The following is a 17254-nucleotide window of genomic DNA, read 5'->3' on the forward strand; positions in this document are numbered from 1 at the left end:
ACTGCTGTTTTCTTTTAGGATAGATAGTAATTGGTGAAGTCTGTCTACATGATGAAGAATCTAGCAGAAAAATCAAAGTGAGTGAGGGATATACATGGAAAAAATCACGAGGAAAAACCCGGAATTTATGCCGAAACCAGTGGGCAACTATAGTCATATCACAAGAGTACCAAAGGGTGCGGGGTTATTTGTTACATCGGGTCAAGTAGGAACAGATATGGATGGGCAGGTACCATCAAGCTTAAACGACCAAGTAACAAATACATTTGAAAATATTAAAAAAGTCCTTGAATCAGAAGGACTGAATGAAGAACATGTGATTAAGGTCAATATATGGGCAACAGAAGAAATCGACTGGGATCATCTATATCCTCAGTGGGATGCAATCTTCAAAACAACTTACCCATCAATGACGGTTGCCTATGTGTCTGCATTAGGATGGCCAGAGTTGAAAATTGAAATTGAACTATGGTGCGCCGATATTTGATCGAAAAAAGAACAGTGCAAACTGTTCTTTTTTACTTGAACCGAAACCGCTTTGTCATCCATGCAGCGATAAACGTAAAGACAGTGTAGATGATAACCCAAATGAGAAAGGATTCATTCCCGCCAATGTATGTGTACATGAGAATGACGCTTGCTAACAGTACAATCAAAGTTGGCATCCAAACATTCTTCAAAATCATTGTGCCAAAAATGCCAATCAGCACGGAAATAATGGGAAAGCCGAATACAATGAATAAGACAAAAACAGCCATATTGCTAACTCCTTTAACAAGTGATTACATCAAAACATATAAGACCGATGCAACCATGTGCGGAACTGCAAAGATCATCAAAAGAAAAGCCGTATCAAGACGCCATATGCGGTGTTCTTTTGATTCAGAATGATAGGCTGCCCGCGTTTCTTCCCCGCTTGTCCATGCACCCATTAGAAGCCCAGACATCATGCACCCAATAATAGAGATTCCACCACTGACCCACCCTATCCACTCATGGTGCGACAAAATGATCGCAGCGCTGCATATCACAATCATTGAGCAAACACCGGCGATAAAGGCATGTTTTTTTCTCATACTGGTTCACTCCTTTAAAGAAGATTAGGAGATGGCATCACATATTTCAATGAAATGACCATCAGGATCAGCGACATAAGCGACGGTTTGACCCCATGGTTTCTTTGCAGGTTCTTTGATGATTGGAACCCCTTTTTCCTTCATTGATGCAATGGTTTGATCCACGTCATCCACAACAAACCCAATCTCAAACGTTTGCGAGGATTGATTTGCTTCAGGGACAGGCAAACCAAGTGCATCTTTGACATCCTGGCGTGAGTTAATTGATAATGTCACATCTCCAGTATCAAACTCAACATAGGATTCAACCCTGAGTTTCATAGGAAAGCCAAGTACATGTTGATAGAAATGAATACTTGCCTCAACATCGTTTACATATAGAATGGTATATTTCATTTTCATGTGAAAAACTCCTCTCTTCATATACGTGTCAAAAACGGAAAGGTTTCCCACTCATTGTACCACATAGGAGATAAAGCACGTTTTATTCCAAAAAAATCAATTTTTTTAGCTCAATAGTCTTGAAAAACAAAAAGTGGTGACATATGATAAAAATGTAAAAATAGAAAAAATAGGGGGATCATACATGTTGAAAAAAATCATGGTGGCTGTCTTGTCTTTAGGTCTTTTACTAAGCTTTACACAAGTCGATAACCACACAGCAGATGCAAAAACAGTGAAGTCCTACAAAAACTGCAAAGCGCTGAACAAAGTCTATAAAGGCGGCGTAGCGAAAAGCAAAAACACGAAAAACAAAGGCGGTAAAACAAAGTACAAGCCGTATGTGTCAAAAGCACTTTACCAAAAAAATATGCGACTTGACCGTGATAAAGACGGCATTGCGTGTGAACGCTAAGCTCATGTGAAAAGACCTGTAACAAGGTCTTTTTTCTATGGGATCAAACTCGTCCCTTTGTGCCATCTTCCTCTTTATATTAAAATAAAGATAGTTACAAAAAATGATACAAAGTGGGGTACTCAATTTGTCCATACAAGCTGATAAGAAAGACATCCGATTGATTGCCATTGATATGGATGGCACTCTGTTAAACAGTGAACACGTCATTCCAGAGGAAAATAAACAAGCCATTAAAGACGCTGAAGCAAAAGGGGTCCATGTGGTCATTAGCACAGGGCGGACGCTGATGACATGCCGAGAGCTGGTTGAGCCGCTTAAGCTCTCTTCTTACCTTGTGACAGCAAACGGAAGTGAAATCTGGGACTCAAACTTCCAGCTGATCGAACGAGATCTGCTACATCCAGATCATGTCCAAATGATGTGGGATCTAAAAAATAGGTACGAAACCGATTACTGGGCTTCCACTGTGGATAAAGTGTGGAGAGGTGAATTCCCAGAACGAATTCATGACCATGAATGGTTGAAATTTGGCTTTGATATTCATGATGATGACGTTCGTGAGGAAGTACTCAATACATTGAAAACAAATGAGTATCTAGAGATCACAAATTCAAGTCCGACCAATATTGAAGTCAATGCAGCTGGCATTAACAAAGCTGCTGCTCTTGCAAAGGTAGCAGAACGCATTGGCTGTACGATGGACAATGTCATGTCACTTGGCGACAGCCTAAATGATATGGCCATGATTCAAGAAGCCGGATTAGGAATTGCGATGGGAAATGCGCAAGAAGTGGTGAAAGAAGCCGCTGATTGGATTACGGCTCCTAACACAGAACACGGTGTAGCAAAAGCCATCCAACATTGGGTGCTATCTAAATAAAAAAAGTGAGAGGACATTGCCTCTCGCTTTTTTATTTTTCTCCTAGTTCTATTGTTATGTTTTCTGACAATGTCATGTGCAATCTATCCAAAATTGATATAATCAATATAAATTCGAATATTCGGACTTTAAGTTCCGTTATTCGGAACAAAAAGGAGGGATCCTATGTATCAAGTAGATATCAACTGTGATTTGGGAGAAAGCTTTGGTCAATACACAATCGGTGCAGACGAACAAATTCTTGAATATGTCACGTCAGCCAATATTGCTTGCGGTTTTCATGCAGGAGATCCAACAGTCATGAGAAAAACGGTCAGAATGGCGCTAGATAAAGGGGTACAAATTGGTGCGCATCCGGGTCTGCAAGATTTGGTCGGCTTTGGCAGACGTCCAATGGCGATCTCGGCAGAGGAAGCCTATGATCTCGTCGTCTATCAAATTGGCGCTCTATCAGCCTTTCTCAAGGCAGAAGGCGGCACGATGCAGCATGTCAAGCCACACGGCGCCCTGTACAACATGGCGGCTAAAAATACTGAATTATCTGAATCGATAGCGAAGGCTGTGTATCATGTTGATCCAAGTCTTGTGTTATTCGGTCTCTCAGGCAGTGAACTTGCGTTAGCAGGTGAGAAAATGGGCCTTCAAGTGGCTCATGAAGTATTTTCTGATCGGACGTATCAAGCAGATGGGACGCTGACATCCCGCCGCGAACCACATGCACTCATTGAAGATGATGAACGGGCCGTTCATCAGGTCGTTCGTATGGTGAGAGAAGGGAAGGTTCATTCCGTTCAAGGGGAAGACATTTCACTTAAAGCAGATACGGTCTGTATTCACGGAGACGGCAGCCATGCGCTTCAATTTGCCAAAACCATTACATCGAAGCTAAAAGAAGCGAGTATTCATCTCAAAGCCTTTCAATAAAAATCGTCATCAAAGGGGGAAACAGCATGAAAAAAGAGGAAGTCAAGCACACGAAGGCACTAAAGGGGAACCGGTCTATGCTGATGGGCGCAGCCTTTTTAATGGCGACGTCCGCCATCGGACCGGGATTTTTAACACAAACGACTGTCTTCACACAACAGCTTGCGGCTAGCTTTGGGTTTGTCATTCTCATCTCGATTTTGTTAGATATTTTTGCACAAACAAATGTATGGCGAATCATCGCCGTGTCAGAAAAACGAGGTCAGGATATTGCGAATATGGTTCTGCCGGGTCTTGGATATGTACTGGCCTTTTTGATTGTCATGGGAGGACTTGCCTTTAACATCGGAAATATCGCTGGTGCTGGTCTCGGTTTTCAGGTGATCACAGGAATTGATCCGCGAATCGGAGCAGCCATCAGTGCTGTCATTGCCATTCTGATCTTTGTGATCAAAGAGGCTGGAAAAGCGATGGACCGTTTCACACAGATAGCAGGCTTTGTCATGATTGGCCTGATGCTGTATGTGGCGATTTCAACAGCACCGCCAGTTGGGGAAGCGGCACTCAGAACATTTGTCCCAGAAGAAATTGATATTCTATCGATTGTGACACTTGTCGGGGGGACAGTTGGCGGCTATATCGTTTTTGCTGGCGGACATCGTCTATTAGATGCCGGAATTAAAGGGAAGGATGCACTTCCTCAAGTGACAAAAAGCTCGGTTTTCGGCATCCTGATTACATCTGTGATGCGTGTCGCTTTATTTTTAGCTGTTCTAGGAGTGGTCTCAAAGGACTTACAGATTGATCCAGCCAATCCGCCTGCTTCTGTATTCCAGTTAGCGTCTGGAAATGTTGGATATAAAATGTTCGGCATCATTATGTGGGCTGCGGCCATTACATCGGTTATTGGGGCGGCTTACACGTCTGTTTCCTTCTTTAAAACCTTCTCGCCAAAAATAGAGCAAAATCAACGTGGCATTATCATCGGCTTCATTTCTCTCTCGACTATTTGTTTTATTACGATTGGACGACCTGTGAACATATTAGTTTTAGTTGGGGCGATCAATGCATTGATTTTACCTCTCGCGCTTGGCACTTTGCTGGTTGCGGCCTATAAAAAAGAAATTGTCGGCGATTATCGTCATCCATTCTTTTTGACAGCGTCAGGTGCATTGGTTGTCGTCATCATGGCTTTGATGGGCGGATATACCATTATGAATGAAATCCCGAAACTATGGAGTTGATTTTGAATGAGTATTTATCAAACTTATGAGTCTTCGCAGATCAGAGAGTTGATTCGTAAAAAAGAAATCACAGGACCAACGGCGGGTTTCGCAGAGGGATATGCTCAAGCCAATTTAATGATCGTTAAAAAGGAACTTGCCTTTGACTTTCTTTTGTTTTGTCAGCGCAATCCGGCTGCATGCCCCTTGCTTGATGTACTGGAGCCGGGTGATCCAGTGCCGAGACGGTCGGCACCCCAAGCGGATATTCGTACGGACTTTCCTAAATACCGTATTTACCGAAAAGGGATTCTTCAAGAAGAGGTTTCAGATATCTCTGCTTATTGGGAGGAGGATATGGTTGCCTTTCTCATCGGGTGCAGTTTTACGTTTGAGCATGCGCTCATGCTGAATGATATCCCTGTTCGTCATATCGAAGACGGTCATAACGTTCCGATGTATCAAACGAATATCTCTTGTGAAAGGGCAGGGGTGTTTCATGGCCCGATGGTTGTCAGCATGAGGCCCATTCCGGCGCATCAGATTACAAGAAGTGTACAAGTGACGTCTAGATTCCCGTCAGTTCATGGCGGCCCCATCCATATAGGCGACCCAGCGATGATTGGAATTGCCAATGTGGATCAGCCGGACTTTGGAGAACCATCTGTTATGAAAGAAGGAGAAGTCCCGGTGTTTTGGGCATGTGGTGTGACGCCGCAAGCCATTGTCATGCATACAAAACCAGACATTGCGATTACCCATGCACCTGGTCATATGTTCATCACAGATCAAAGAGATCAACAGCTCGGTGTGCTTTAGAAAGAGAGGGATCCTCAAGTGGCATTTTCAACGATAAAAGATTCTATCACCTTCCACCCGCTAGGAGATGCAGCAATCGTTATCCAAGCAGGAGCAGACATATGTGAAGAAATTCATGAGCGTGTTGTGCAGCTGTTTTCGTGTATTGAACAGCATCCATTTGACGGATATGTGGAAGCTGTTCAAGCCTTTACAAACGTGACTGTTTTTTACGAGCCGTATACCGTTTATCAATCTGCCCATCTTCAAAAAATGGATTTGTCTCCGTATGAATGGGTGAAAGGCTATATTGAAACACTTCTTGAAGAGAAATGGCAGGAGGGGGTTCAGGCGAAGCGCCGCACCATCGACATTCCAGTCTGCTACGGGGGAGAGCTGGGCCCTGATTTAGAAGAAGTCGCCCGAATCAATGGCTTAACACCTGAAGAAGTCGTGCGTATTCACACCGCAGGGACGTATCTTGTCTATATGATTGGATTTGCCCCAGGGTTTCCGTTTTTAGGCGGGCTGTCTGAAAGGATCGCAGCCCCGCGAAGGGAAACACCGAGAATGTCCATTCCAAAAGGATCTGTCGGTATTGCGGGAAAGCAGACCGGCGTTTACCCCATTTCCACACCCGGCGGCTGGCAGCTGATTGGACAAACTCCTCTGCCACTCTTTCGCCCAGACGAGAAAGTCCCAAGTCTATTGAGAGCAGGGGACGAGGTCAGGTTTGTCCAAATGTCTGAAAAGGAATTTTTCAGCTTAAAGGAGGCGGAACGTTGAGTATGCATGTCATCAAGCCGGGGTTGTTCACAACCATTCAGGATAAAGGGAGGAAAGGCTATCAAAAGTATGGCGTCTTAACGAGCGGCGGCATGGACACGCTCTCACTTAGAATTGCCAATATTCTCACCGGCAACGAGGAAAACGAAGCCGTGCTGGAAATGACATTAATGGGGCCGGGACCTGTGTTGACGTGTCGGAAGGATGAGCTCATTGCAGTCACTGGCGCTGATGTGGAGATCGATATTGATGGAGAGCCAGTTCCTTTATGGAAACCGCTCTTTGTTCGAGCAGGAAGCACGATCACCTTTGGCCCTTGTAAAAGAGGCTGCCGTTCCTATCTTGCTGTGGCAGGCGGATTCGATGTGGAGCCGATCATGGAGAGCAAAAGCACCTATGTGAGAGCAGGAATCGGTGGACTGAACGGACGTCCGCTTGAAAAAGGAGACGTTCTGTCCATTGGAAAGCCTTCAATCGTAGCGGATCGATTGTCTGATAGGCTCGAAAGCAAAGTGAAACAGGCGGCGTGCAGCGCATCCGATTGGACTGTAAGTCATACGCATTTTTTGCCGTTGCGGAAATCGCCCGTGATTCGGGTGCTGCCAGGGAGACACCTTTCTTTTTTTCGAGAAACATCTCAACACACCTTTTTCGAGCAGCCTTACCAAGTCACGCCTCAATCAGATCGCATGGGCTGCCGCTTGAAGGGGGAGCCGGTTCATTTAAAAGAAAAGCTTGAATTGATTTCAGAGGCGGTTGCCTTTGGTTCTATTCAAATTCCTCCGAACGGCCAGCCGATTATTCTACTGGCAGATCGGCAAACAACAGGCGGATATCCGCGGATTGGAGAAGTAGCCACAGTAGATCTGCCGCTCATAGCACAAGCGATGCCTGGAGCGAATCTATATTTTAAACAAATTGATCATCAGGAAGCAGAGCAGGCGCTATTCAAGCAAGAAGCAGAACTGAGGGAGCTCGCCGCAAGAATCAAGCTGGAAGCATTTGTTTAGAAAAGGGGATGGACATGCAAAATACAAATAAAACCGTGGTGAAATCAATGGAGATTTTGCGGTTATTTATCGCTCGTGACCAATTAACGTTAAATGAAATGATCGAGCTTTCCGGCATGCCGAAAACGTCCGTGCACCGCATGGCGAGCTCGTTAACAGATATGGGATTATTAGAAAAGCAAGATTCAGGTGTTTACCGGTTAGGTCTGATGTTTCTTGAATATGGTCAGCTTGTGGCGGACCGCCTTGATATTCGGAGAATTGCAAGACCATTTATGGAAGGCTTGCGGGATGAAGTGGGAGAAGCTGTACAGCTCATCGTTCGTGAAGGAGACGAAGCCATTTATGTGGATAAAATCGAAGGGACGCAGCCTGTTCGTCTCTACACTGCCGTCGGCAGGCGCTCTCCTCTATATGCGGGCGCTTGTGCGAGGAGTATTCTCTCCTTTTTGCCAGAGCACGAGAGACTCGCCTATATTGACTCGATTGAGCTAGGGAAAATCGGAATCGGAACCATTACAGATAAAGAGGTTCTTCGAAACATACTGGAAGAATCAAATGAGCGGGGCTATACGTTAAGCTATTCGGAGCTTGAAAACTATACATCTGCGGTTGGAGCCCCTATTTTCAATCACCTTGGGGAAGTCGCAGCAGGTATTAGCATTGCAGGGTTTGAAGCAGGTTATCAAAAGGAACGCCTTCCATACTTAATTGAACAGGTCAAAAAAGCCGCAAGCGGTATCTCCAAAGAATTAGGATTTCATCTAAACAAATAAAAAGCCAATGACCGTTAAGATCATTGGCTTTTCGCGTTCAGTTTATTAGAAAGTTTTACCTAAAGCTTTTGCACGCTCGATCGCATCTGCTTTAATTTGCTCTGCTTTCGCAGGTTCAGCATTGTGACCTTCAACGATAAGACCTTCGAAAGAAGGGATTCCGAAGAAGCTCGCAATTGTACCAAGGTAACGGTGGCCTGCTTCAAGTTCAGCAGCAGGACCTTCAGAGTAGTATCCGCCACGTGCTTGGATGTGCAGCGCTTTTTTGTCTGTTAATAATCCAACAGGACCTTGCTCAGTGTATTTGAATGATTTACCAGCTACAGCAACAGAGTCGATGTATGCTTTAAGAACTGGTGGGAATGAGAAGTTCCAAAGTGGTGAAACAAATACATATTTGTCAGCAGAAACGAATTGATCGCTTAATTCGTTTAGGCGAGCAACTTTCGCTTGCTCTTCAGCTGAAAGTGTATCGAATCCAGCACCTGATTGCAGCTTGCCCCAGCCAGCGAATACATCTGCATCAATGTGAGGGATGTTTTCTTTGTACAAATCGATATGTACAACCTCGTCACTTGGATTTGCTTCCTTATAAGATTCGATAAATGCTTTAGCAGTAGCCATACTGTAAGAAACTGTGTCATCATGCGGATGTGCAGTGATGTATAAAACTTTTGCCATGTTCATTCAATCCTTTCTGTTTCAATGATTTTTTAGTGTATCCCAAAGATACACTGAATATGTGGCATCTTTAATCATATTAGAATACTATGAAAAAGATGTAACAAGCACAGTTACATAAAAACTGATATTTTCATTGTAATCACAATGTAGTTTGAAGTCAAGGTATAAAGTCTCGAAATCAAGATAAAAAGTTTGTAAATTTTTCTGGAACGCATGCAGATGCAAATTTCATCATCAAAACCTATTCTTATTGAACAAAAAATCAGTCGATCTCGCAAGTAAAGAGTTTGTAAATGTGTCTCATGAAAAAAAGATGAATGCCCCTAAGCCATCTGCTACAAGCATCTGTTCTCCGATTTCGTATACATAAGAGAAGGCAGGAGAGAGTGAGGGATAAGAGTGGGACGATCCTATGTTGCGATTGGAGATTCCTTAACAGTTGGGGTGGGGGCACGTTTATTTGGCGGAGGATTCGCTGAGCGGTATCAGTGGATGCTTGAAAAAAAGACACATACGCCAGTCGAGCTGTCCGTATTTGCAAAGTCAGGGTTAACGACGGATCAGATTTTACAGCTGTTCAAACGATCTGATGTGAGGCGTGCTATTGCAGCAGCTGACATCATCACCATCACAGGCTGCGGGAATGACCTTGTTCAAGCTATTCAGCAGTATGAAGAGGGTGAAGATGAAAAGAAACTGCTGCAAGCGACCTTGCATTGCCAAGCGAATTTTAGCAAGATGATTCAAGAAATCGCTCTGATCAAAAAAGGGCAGCAGCTTTATTGCGTATATCTCATGAATTTATATAATCCTTTTCCGCAAATACCAATAGCGGGGCGGTGGCTTCAGCAATACAATCATCAGCTTCGCTTGCTTGCTGCAAATCCGCATGTAGAGGCTGTGGATGTGTACCGGGCGTTTGAAGGACATGAAAGAGATTACTTATCGATTGATCAATTTCATCCGAACCCTAAAGGATATGAAGCAATGGCAAAAGCATTGTTTCAACAATCCTGTAAACAGCTGTAATCCATTGGGGTTGCAGTTTTTTTCATCCTTTTAAATGAAGGACGGTTTCGATATGATAAAAGAAACGAAGGCGAAAGAGGTGTGCAGGCATGGAAGAGATCAGTGCATATTTTCATGAAATGACAGGAACCGCTTATGAAGTAGGAAAGCAGCAGGCTGTCTGGCTTAAGGAGAACCCGTTGCTACAGACACAATATATTCGAACAGAACCGCTAGAAAAAGAGGTAGTGAAGGAAACAAAGCAGCTGATGCGTCCTTATCTTCCTCAGTTAGAAGAAGAGATTGCTGGATTTTGTGATGAACTGCAATTAGATGAGCGTTATTTGACCTTTTTCTATTCATCCCATCTTCAACCAGGCTGTTCCCACTGCGTGAGGCAGGGGAATATGGCGGCTGGTCAAAAAACGGTCATGCTGCGTAACTATGATTTCTCCCCAATATTTGATGATATGCGTCTTGTGACGACACATGTGAAAGGCTTGGCATGTCATACGGGCTCGTCGCTGCTCTTGTTTGGCAGATCTGATGGGATGAATGAGCATGGTCTTTCTGTCACATTCTCTGCTTGCGGCCCGCCGATTGGTCATGAACCTGGTTTAAAGCCTCCAGCAGTTGCTGGTTTGCAAGTGTATCATGTAATTCGCTCTGTTCTGGAAAACTGTAGAACGGTTGAGGAAGCCATTCGCTCTATACAGGAAATGCCTGTTGCCTCAAATGTTCACCTCATGCTTGCCGATCGAAAAGGAGAGGCGGCTGTGATTGAAATCATTGATGGTCGAAAAATGGTCAGAAGACCGGAGACAGGTTATATTGCAGCCACGAATCATCCGGTTGCTGATCAAACAGCAAAAGGAATGACCAAACATCATTCTGTTGTCAGATACGACATGTTAATGGAGGCTTTAGAAGAACAACGATCAAGTGATTCTCTTGCTAAGCTGTTCCAGACAGAATATCCAGAGGGTCTGACTGTGCACAATTATGAGGAGCTGTTTGGGACGATGCGAACCGTCATCTTCCGCCCGGAGGAAGGGACGATGGATTATTGCTTTGGCTCTCCAGTATACAATCCGACTTATTCTATGAAAGCTGGGGGTTCACTGCCTTTTCATGAACAAAAGGTTCAATTTCATCAAAAGGAGTATGGACCGTCATTTTGGAGAAACGTCTGATGAACCCTTGTTTTTAATTTTGTCACAGCCAATGTGCCAAAGTCAGATCAACTTAAGATTGCATCGTTTGTTGAAAGCGTTTTATATTAAGGTGTGACAATAGACCTATTTTTGCAGAGGGAGGCATTTCATGTACATAACGGCACGAGAACAGAAGATCATCAAATACATCATTCAGCAAAATCGTTATGTCACCATTCGTGAGATAGCCGATTCTGTTCAGGTGAGTACAAGAACGATTCATAGAGAACTAAAATCGATTAAACCCATATTAAAGAATTATGATCTTTCACTAGATAAACAGCCGGGGAAAGGCTTGAAGGCAGTCGGTGAACAGGAGGATAAACAACGGCTTCTTGCTCATATGTCAAATGAGGATCAGATTGAATATAGCTCTGACGAACGGAAGCTCTTAATCCTATGTGCGCTGCTTGAAGCAAAGGAACCGGTGAAATTATATACACTCGCAGCCGATTTGCAGGTAACAAATGCGACCATCAGCTATGACTTAGATGAACTAATGGAGTGGATTGCGCCATACGGATTACAGCTGATCCGAAAACGCGGGTATGGCATTGAATTAAAAGGGCCAGAGGAAGCCAAACGAAAGATTGTCGGCAACCTCATTGTCGACCGGCTCGATATTCAATTATTTTTAGAAACAATTGAAATGAATATCAAACATCGAACAAAAGCGACGGAAAAGGTGTTTGGTGTTGTTAGTAGAGGACAGCTACTCAAGGTAGAAAGACTGCTCTTTCATTTGAAAAATCGACTGTCACTCTCCTTATCTGATAGTGCCTATATTGCGCTTGTCGTTCACTTAACCTATGCTATCGAACGGATTCAGCTTGGTGAAACCATTCGAATGGAAGAGGAAGAACTGCTTGAACTAAAGCGGACGAAAGAATTTGAATCATCACTGCGAATTGCAAGAGCATTAGAACGCATGTTTAATGTGGAGATTCCTGAAGCAGAGGTCGGATATATGACGATCCATCTGCGCAGTGCAAATCGCAGCTTTCAGACAGAATACCGTATTGATGAAATCGAGCTGGATATAGCACTTAGAACGAAGAAGCTCATTGATTTTATTTCGAATAAAACTGGCTACCATTTAAATGAGAATGATTCATTGTATGAGGGACTCGTGTCTCATCTCGAACCTGCTATGAACCGTTTAAAGGAAAAGATGAGAATCTATAATCCGCTCACACAACAAATAAAAAAAGACTACTTTTTACTGTTCATGGCGATTGAGGAAGGAGTCGAGCGTTTTTTTCCTGAGATTGAATTTCCAGAGGATGAAATTGCGTTTATTGTGCTTCACTTTGGCTCAGTGCTTGAAATCAAAAAAGAAGAAACAAACATTCATGCATTGGTCGTGTGCTCAAGCGGGATTGGTTCCTCCAAAATGCTCGCATCTCGGTTAAAAAAAGAATTGCCAGAGATCGTCGAATTCGATCTATCTTCCTTGATGGAACTAAAAGAAATCGATGCATCAAGCTATGACATGATTGTCTCGACCGTCCCTATCCCATATGAGCATATCGATTACATCATGGTCAGTCCGCTCTTAAACGAAGATGACGCTATGCGTGTGAAGGCTCATATTAAACGAAAGATCCCTTATATAATCGAGAAAAAAAGGACGAAAGAAGCTGCCAAAGAATCGGTGCAAACATCCGTTGATATGAAGGCGGTTGCAGAGCAGGTGACGAATTACATGTTTGTGATTCGCAGCATCTTGTCCCATTTTACCATCGAAAATAGAGAGACGCTGCCGCAGCATGAGGCAACAATCAGGCAGCTGCTTCGTCAGCTTGAAGAGGAAGGATTTATCACACATGCGGATGATGTAGCGAGCGGCTTATTGGAACGTGAACAGCAAGGCGGTTTAGGCATACCTGGTACCGAGTTTGCTCTTTTTCATTTAAAGCATGCATTCATCAAGGAACCAATCTTTCATATTTATGATCTTGATCAGGCATATGAGGTCAAAAGCATGGACGGCAGGCAGCAGCAGATGTCACGAATGCTCATGATGCTGGCGCCGCAAAAGCTAGGCAAGGAAGGGTCAGAAATGTTTAGTCTGATCAGTTCATCCATCATTGAAAGTGAGGAAAGCATGGCGCTATATGGTCATGGATCAAAAGAAGAGATTGAACAGAAATTGCATCAGCTGTTCTATCAATTTGTAAAAGAGGCAAAATGGTAAGAAAAAAAGCCGAAAGCATATTCGCTTCTCGGCTCAGATTGTTGACAAAGGGCTAAAATGATTTTTATTTTAGCCCTTTGTCTTCTTTTCAGCGTGATAGAAAACCTTTGCAGTCTAGGAAGGGCGAGCACCGGAACGGAGCGAATTTGACATTCGTGAGCACCGAAGCGCAGACCTGACAAAGAATGCGAGGGTTTGTCTACACGCTAGGCCGAGAGCTTATTCGCTTCTCGGCTTTTTGGCTGTGACACAGACAGCAAGTGTTGGACGAATTTCCTCATACTCAACAGAAAAATGGTCAAACCCCGCAAACTGTAAATCATTCAGTATGTTTTCACCCATCTCTTTAGTCCGGCTGGCGTCAGCACCTTTTTCTCTTGGCTGCATCACAATGACGAGTTTTCCGCCCGGTTTCAACGTGTGATAAAGGTTGAGTAGGCCAGTCTTTGGATCCTCCCAAATCGTAAAGTTGTTAACAGACAGTACTTTGTCATACTGCTCTCCCGGCAAACGTGTTTTCTCAATTTTCCCGACGTACAGCCGGACCTGTTTGTCTTTTGACCGTTTTCTGACGCGGGACTGTGCCTGCTCCTGCATGGTGGAGGAGGCATCTAGACCATCAATGTGAAGATCTTCATAGTGCTTGAGCATATGTTTGATGCTGTAGCCGGGCCCATAGCCGATTTCCAAAATATTTTCACCATCTGTCAGATCTAAGTGCTGAATGGCCCACTGATTCAATGCTTTATTTTCATTTGCCATAATGAAGCCTGCGATGCTTCCGAGCCAGCCTTTTGGTCTGCTAAAGGTTTTCGAAATGGTTGACAGCATTTGAGAACGCTCCTTTTTAATGATCAAGTAACCGATTTTATCCATCTTGAAACATGCTGATTTTCAAAAACGCATCTGTGCCGCACAGGGATGTTTGAGTGAAAAAATGAGGTGGTAATGAAAGGGTACATCAATAAATCAAGGAGGAGCTTACACATGGATTTACGTGAATATTTAACAAATGGCATTCCGCGTCAAACACAGGATCAGCAGCCAGGCAGTGAAAGAGAGATGAATCCTGCGCCGATCTTTGAGGATGAATCATATCAAGGGTCTGGCAAGCTCAAAGGGAAAGTCGCACTGATTACAGGCGGAGATAGTGGAATTGGACGTGCAGTATCTGTTGCCTATGCAAAAGAAGGTGCACACGTCGCCATTGTGTACTTAAATGAACATGAGGATGCAAAGGATACGCAAAAGCGCGTAGAACAGGAAGGCGTTCAATGTTTAACGATTGCAGGAGATGTCGGTGACGAAGCCTTTTGCGAGAAAGCGGTAGAAAAAACAGTTGAAGCCTTTGGGCAATTAGATATTTTAGTAAATAATGCGGCTGAACAGCATCCGAAAGAACGGATTCAAGATATTTCTAGTGAACAGCTTCACCAAACCTTTAGAACCAACTTCTATTCCTATTTTTATTTTACGAAGAAAGCACTGGATTACTTAAAACCGGGAAGTTCAATTATTAATACAACATCCATTAACCCATATCGAGGCAACAAAGTGCTGATTGATTATACGGCGACAAAAGGGGCTATCAACGGCTTTACGCGTTCTATGGCACAGTCGCTTGTGAAAGATGGGATTCGGGTGAACGGTGTAGCGCCAGGTCCAATATGGACGCCGCTCATTCCATCTACATTTGATGAGGATAGTGTGGAAAGCTTCGGGGCAGAAACCCCAATGGGAAGACCAGGACAGCCTGTAGAGCATGTCGGCTGCTATGTGCTGCTTGCTTCTGACGAATCGTCTTATATGACCGGGCAAACACTTCACGTCAACGGCGGTTCCTTTATGAATACATGATCAATAGCGCACTGCCCAGCTTTGATTGGGCGGTGTGTTTAGTATTTCTTGCGATTCTTCTGCACAGATGAGACAGACCATACGATAATGCCCACAACAACTGCCGCAATGACAAGTGAACTCAAATGGAACATCGTTTCATGATGCATGTTCAACTTCTCCCTTCAATGAGCCTGTTTTCTATAGCATCAGCCAGAAGATCTCTTTTTATGAAAAACACATTTCTTTGTTTAATGAATGGATTGTCGTGGAAACCTAAGAGTACGGATGAAATTTGAAGGAGTGAAACGATATGTCACAAGAAGAATTAAAACAAAAGGTACTCAGCCTATTAGATGAACAAAAGGTCGGAACACTAGCGACCGTTGAACAGGATAAGCCGCATACCCGCTACATGACTTTTTTCCATGAAGGGCTGACATTATATACACCAACAAGCAAAGAAACACATAAAGCAGACGAAATTGAAAAAAACCCGAATGTCCATATTCTCATTGGTTATTCAGGTGAAGGTTTCGGTGACACATATGCAGAAATCGTAGGTACCGCAACATTAACCGATGATCCAGAACTGATCGACCGCCTTTGGTCTGAGGAGATGGAGAAATGGTTTAAAGGAAAAGATGATCCGAACCTAGTGATTCTGAAGATTGATCCAACCTCCATTCGCTACATGAATGAAGGAAGCCGCACTCCAGCAGAATTATCACTTTAACACTTGCGTAAGCAGGGGGAATGTGTTATAGTTTGATCTTAAGTGTTGAAATAAGCAAATAAATAAAGAAAGTAAACTTTCTTTTTTCTATGACATAATGAGAAGCAATAGAGCTTCTACTTGATAAGAACGAGACGCTGTCAAAGCGAACAAACTTATTCTTTTCCTTCTGCACCCGCCCCCTATAAAAGCGGAAGAGTGGAAAAAAGACGTTTTGATTTACAATTCACACTGGCACGGCTTCGGAGCCGTAAGGACGAATGAGAGGTAGGGCTTTCGTTGTCTTGTTATCCAGAACTTCCATGGCGTTTACTTTCAAACGTAGGTTCACTCGGAACACATATGACACACTGATATGATCGAATCTTAATTCATACACTCCGTAACGGAGATCACACATTGATTATTTATTTGCATGAAAAGAGCAAGGAAAAGGCTGCCATCTATTTGGCAGCCTTTTTCATTGGGTTAAACAATAAAATCCCGAAACCAATCAGTCCAAGAACAGGAAAGGTGAAAGTAAAAACCAAACGCATTGCGTCCGCCTCAAAAGGCTTCGACATCAAAAATAGGCCAATGAATGCACAGGTGACAACAGTGAATAAGGCGAGCTTCATCATCACTCACTTCGCCCTTTCTTCTGATAGCGCCAAATTTTTTGGATAAAAAAGAACATCACCGCAAACAAAATAGAAAAAATGAACATGTCCAAGAGTGTCACGCCTCTATTAGGGTGCACAATGCCAAACCAAACCCATTGCAGAACAAAAGAGATAGCAAAATAACTGATGGATTCTTTCATGATTTTCCTCATTTCATTTATTTTTTTGACCTTTTAGCCATAACAGCCAAATGAAGAAGGAACCGATGACACATGATAGCAAAGTGATGGGCGGCAAGGTATGCCAGCTAGTCAGCCCCTTTACAAAACACATATAAAAAAAGAAAATGGAAATGGATACGAGCACCCATTGCTTGAACCAACGAGGAACACGCAGCCAAGCCGCTAGAAAGATAGAAGATAGCTTATCCAATGAGAAAAATTCCTTTTTTGAATCTGATTGGATTTTATCGCGAACAACAAAGTTTGTAAAATATGGAACTCAAAGGCTGGAATGGTATTCTTCTAGCATGAAACATTCTCGCTGCACTGACGTATAAGATAAAGGAACCGATCAAGCGAAAAGAAGACCAATTTTCCTCAGGTATATTGTCTTCTTTATTCCAGCGATCATTATCGGTTTCAT

20 protein-coding genes are annotated in these 17254 nt (G+C 43.4%); 15 read left to right on the top strand and 5 right to left on the bottom strand.

What is annotated here, in order from left to right:
- Positions 1–94: 94 nt before the first annotated feature.
- Positions 95–487, top strand: a complete 393-nt coding sequence (locus C6W21_RS15890; protein ID WP_106051242.1) for a RidA family protein — start codon at positions 95–97, stop codon at positions 485–487.
- A gap of 31 nt (positions 488–518) precedes the next feature.
- Here the strand turns inward: C6W21_RS15890 and C6W21_RS15895 are convergent, their stop codons facing one another.
- Genes C6W21_RS15895 through C6W21_RS15905 form a run of 3 tightly spaced genes read right to left on the bottom strand, consistent with a single transcriptional unit; the run spans position 519 to position 1478 of the window.
- Complete coding sequence (locus C6W21_RS15895) at positions 519–758, bottom strand: DUF2651 family protein (protein WP_106051244.1); 240 nt, start codon at positions 756–758, stop codon at positions 519–521.
- A 24-nt stretch (positions 759–782) separates the two neighbouring features.
- Positions 783–1076, bottom strand: coding sequence for a DUF5316 domain-containing protein (locus C6W21_RS15900; RefSeq protein ID WP_106051246.1), 294 nt, complete (start codon positions 1074–1076; stop codon positions 783–785).
- 24 nt (positions 1077–1100) lie between these two features.
- On the bottom strand, positions 1101–1478 hold the full coding sequence (locus tag C6W21_RS15905) for a VOC family protein (protein WP_066031314.1): 378 nt from the start codon (positions 1476–1478) through the stop codon (positions 1101–1103).
- A gap of 184 nt (positions 1479–1662) precedes the next feature.
- On the opposite strand from C6W21_RS15905, the gene C6W21_RS15910 reads away from it, so the two are divergent.
- The 8 genes from C6W21_RS15910 (at position 1663) to C6W21_RS15945 (ending at position 8332) form a co-directional block, all read left to right on the top strand.
- The gene (locus tag C6W21_RS15910) at positions 1663–1932 is read left to right on the top strand and encodes an excalibur calcium-binding domain-containing protein (RefSeq protein WP_106051248.1); all 270 of its coding nucleotides are present in this window, start codon (positions 1663–1665) and stop codon (positions 1930–1932) included.
- Between the two features lie 103 nt (positions 1933–2035).
- Positions 2036–2815: a Cof-type HAD-IIB family hydrolase gene (locus C6W21_RS15915; RefSeq protein WP_411266042.1), complete on the top strand. Its 780-nt coding sequence runs from the start codon at positions 2036–2038 to the stop codon at positions 2813–2815.
- Positions 2816–2980: 165 nt separating this feature from the next.
- Positions 2981–3739: a LamB/YcsF family protein gene (locus tag C6W21_RS15920; RefSeq protein WP_106051252.1), complete on the top strand. Its 759-nt coding sequence runs from the start codon at positions 2981–2983 to the stop codon at positions 3737–3739.
- A 26-nt stretch (positions 3740–3765) separates the two neighbouring features.
- On the top strand, positions 3766–4983 hold the full coding sequence (locus C6W21_RS15925; RefSeq protein WP_106051254.1) for an NRAMP family divalent metal transporter: 1218 nt from the start codon (positions 3766–3768) through the stop codon (positions 4981–4983).
- A 6-nt stretch (positions 4984–4989) separates the two neighbouring features.
- Positions 4990–5781, top strand: coding sequence for a putative hydro-lyase (locus C6W21_RS15930; protein ID WP_106051256.1), 792 nt, complete (start codon positions 4990–4992; stop codon positions 5779–5781).
- Positions 5782–5799: 18 nt separating this feature from the next.
- Positions 5800–6546, top strand: a complete 747-nt coding sequence (gene pxpB, locus C6W21_RS15935) for a 5-oxoprolinase subunit PxpB (RefSeq protein WP_106051260.1) — start codon at positions 5800–5802, stop codon at positions 6544–6546.
- Positions 6543–7556 (top strand): 5-oxoprolinase subunit C family protein, encoded by a 1014-nt coding sequence (locus C6W21_RS15940; protein WP_106051263.1) that lies wholly within the window; start codon positions 6543–6545, stop codon positions 7554–7556. Before pxpB ends, C6W21_RS15940 begins: the two co-directional genes overlap by 4 nt.
- Before the next feature lie 14 nt (positions 7557–7570).
- Positions 7571–8332 (top strand): IclR family transcriptional regulator, encoded by a 762-nt coding sequence (locus C6W21_RS15945; protein WP_106051266.1) that lies wholly within the window; start codon positions 7571–7573, stop codon positions 8330–8332.
- A gap of 45 nt (positions 8333–8377) precedes the next feature.
- Here C6W21_RS15945 and C6W21_RS15950 read toward each other — a convergent pair whose 3' ends face one another.
- Positions 8378–9013: an FMN-dependent NADH-azoreductase gene (locus tag C6W21_RS15950; RefSeq protein ID WP_106051269.1), complete on the bottom strand. Its 636-nt coding sequence runs from the start codon at positions 9011–9013 to the stop codon at positions 8378–8380.
- 402 nt (positions 9014–9415) lie between these two features.
- Here C6W21_RS15950 and C6W21_RS15955 point away from each other — a divergent pair, with 402 nt between their 5' ends.
- The 3 genes from C6W21_RS15955 to C6W21_RS15965 all read left to right on the top strand — a co-directional run bounded on the left by C6W21_RS15955 (position 9416) and on the right by C6W21_RS15965 (position 13435).
- Positions 9416–10045: a GDSL-type esterase/lipase family protein gene (locus tag C6W21_RS15955; RefSeq protein ID WP_106051271.1), complete on the top strand. Its 630-nt coding sequence runs from the start codon at positions 9416–9418 to the stop codon at positions 10043–10045.
- Positions 10046–10134: 89 nt separating this feature from the next.
- Positions 10135–11217, top strand: coding sequence for a C45 family autoproteolytic acyltransferase/hydrolase (locus C6W21_RS15960; RefSeq protein ID WP_106051275.1), 1083 nt, complete (start codon positions 10135–10137; stop codon positions 11215–11217).
- A 130-nt stretch (positions 11218–11347) separates the two neighbouring features.
- Positions 11348–13435 (top strand): BglG family transcription antiterminator, encoded by a 2088-nt coding sequence (locus C6W21_RS15965; RefSeq protein ID WP_106051278.1) that lies wholly within the window; start codon positions 11348–11350, stop codon positions 13433–13435.
- A gap of 219 nt (positions 13436–13654) precedes the next feature.
- Here C6W21_RS15965 and C6W21_RS15970 read toward each other — a convergent pair whose 3' ends face one another.
- The gene (locus tag C6W21_RS15970; protein ID WP_106051281.1) at positions 13655–14266 is read right to left on the bottom strand and encodes a class I SAM-dependent methyltransferase; all 612 of its coding nucleotides are present in this window, start codon (positions 14264–14266) and stop codon (positions 13655–13657) included.
- A gap of 156 nt (positions 14267–14422) precedes the next feature.
- Here C6W21_RS15970 and C6W21_RS15975 point away from each other — a divergent pair, with 156 nt between their 5' ends.
- The 3 genes from C6W21_RS15975 to C6W21_RS19095 all read left to right on the top strand — a co-directional run bounded on the left by C6W21_RS15975 (position 14423) and on the right by C6W21_RS19095 (position 16673).
- Entirely contained in the window at positions 14423–15292 is an 870-nt protein-coding gene (locus C6W21_RS15975) for an SDR family oxidoreductase (protein WP_106051284.1), read from the top strand.
- Between the two features lie 292 nt (positions 15293–15584).
- Complete coding sequence (locus tag C6W21_RS15980) at positions 15585–16007, top strand: pyridoxamine 5'-phosphate oxidase family protein (RefSeq protein WP_106051287.1); 423 nt, start codon at positions 15585–15587, stop codon at positions 16005–16007.
- A 399-nt stretch (positions 16008–16406) separates the two neighbouring features.
- On the top strand, positions 16407–16673 hold the full coding sequence (locus C6W21_RS19095; RefSeq protein WP_189318212.1) for a hypothetical protein: 267 nt from the start codon (positions 16407–16409) through the stop codon (positions 16671–16673).
- Positions 16674–17254 lie beyond the last annotated feature (581 nt).

It is taken from the genome of Bacillus sp. NMCN1, from assembly GCF_002998085.1.
In the GTDB taxonomy this organism is placed as follows: domain Bacteria; phylum Bacillota; class Bacilli; order Bacillales; family Bacillaceae; genus Bacillus.

Bases quoted from the DNA above. Each gene is read 5' to 3' on its own strand.
- C6W21_RS15890 (WP_106051242.1), top strand. From the start codon at position 95: ATGGAAAAAATCACGAGGAAAAACCCGGAATTTATGCCGAAACCAGTG.
- C6W21_RS15895 (WP_106051244.1), bottom strand. From the start codon at position 758: ATGGCTGTTTTTGTCTTATTCATTGTATTCGGCTTTCCCATTATTTCC.
- C6W21_RS15900 (WP_106051246.1), bottom strand. From the start codon at position 1,076: ATGAGAAAAAAACATGCCTTTATCGCCGGTGTTTGCTCAATGATTGTG.
- C6W21_RS15905 (WP_066031314.1), bottom strand. From the start codon at position 1,478: ATGAAAATGAAATATACCATTCTATATGTAAACGATGTTGAGGCAAGT.
- C6W21_RS15910 (WP_106051248.1), top strand. From the start codon at position 1,663: ATGTTGAAAAAAATCATGGTGGCTGTCTTGTCTTTAGGTCTTTTACTA.
- C6W21_RS15915 (WP_411266042.1), top strand. From the start codon at position 2,036: ATGATACAAAGTGGGGTACTCAATTTGTCCATACAAGCTGATAAGAAA.
- C6W21_RS15920 (WP_106051252.1), top strand. From the start codon at position 2,981: ATGTATCAAGTAGATATCAACTGTGATTTGGGAGAAAGCTTTGGTCAA.
- C6W21_RS15925 (WP_106051254.1), top strand. From the start codon at position 3,766: ATGAAAAAAGAGGAAGTCAAGCACACGAAGGCACTAAAGGGGAACCGG.
- C6W21_RS15930 (WP_106051256.1), top strand. From the start codon at position 4,990: ATGAGTATTTATCAAACTTATGAGTCTTCGCAGATCAGAGAGTTGATT.
- C6W21_RS15945 (WP_106051266.1), top strand. From the start codon at position 7,571: ATGCAAAATACAAATAAAACCGTGGTGAAATCAATGGAGATTTTGCGG.
- C6W21_RS15950 (WP_106051269.1), bottom strand. From the start codon at position 9,013: ATGGCAAAAGTTTTATACATCACTGCACATCCGCATGATGACACAGTT.
- C6W21_RS15960 (WP_106051275.1), top strand. From the start codon at position 10,135: ATGGAAGAGATCAGTGCATATTTTCATGAAATGACAGGAACCGCTTAT.
- C6W21_RS15965 (WP_106051278.1), top strand. From the start codon at position 11,348: ATGTACATAACGGCACGAGAACAGAAGATCATCAAATACATCATTCAG.
- C6W21_RS15970 (WP_106051281.1), bottom strand. From the start codon at position 14,266: ATGCTGTCAACCATTTCGAAAACCTTTAGCAGACCAAAAGGCTGGCTC.
- C6W21_RS15975 (WP_106051284.1), top strand. From the start codon at position 14,423: ATGGATTTACGTGAATATTTAACAAATGGCATTCCGCGTCAAACACAG.
- C6W21_RS15980 (WP_106051287.1), top strand. From the start codon at position 15,585: ATGTCACAAGAAGAATTAAAACAAAAGGTACTCAGCCTATTAGATGAA.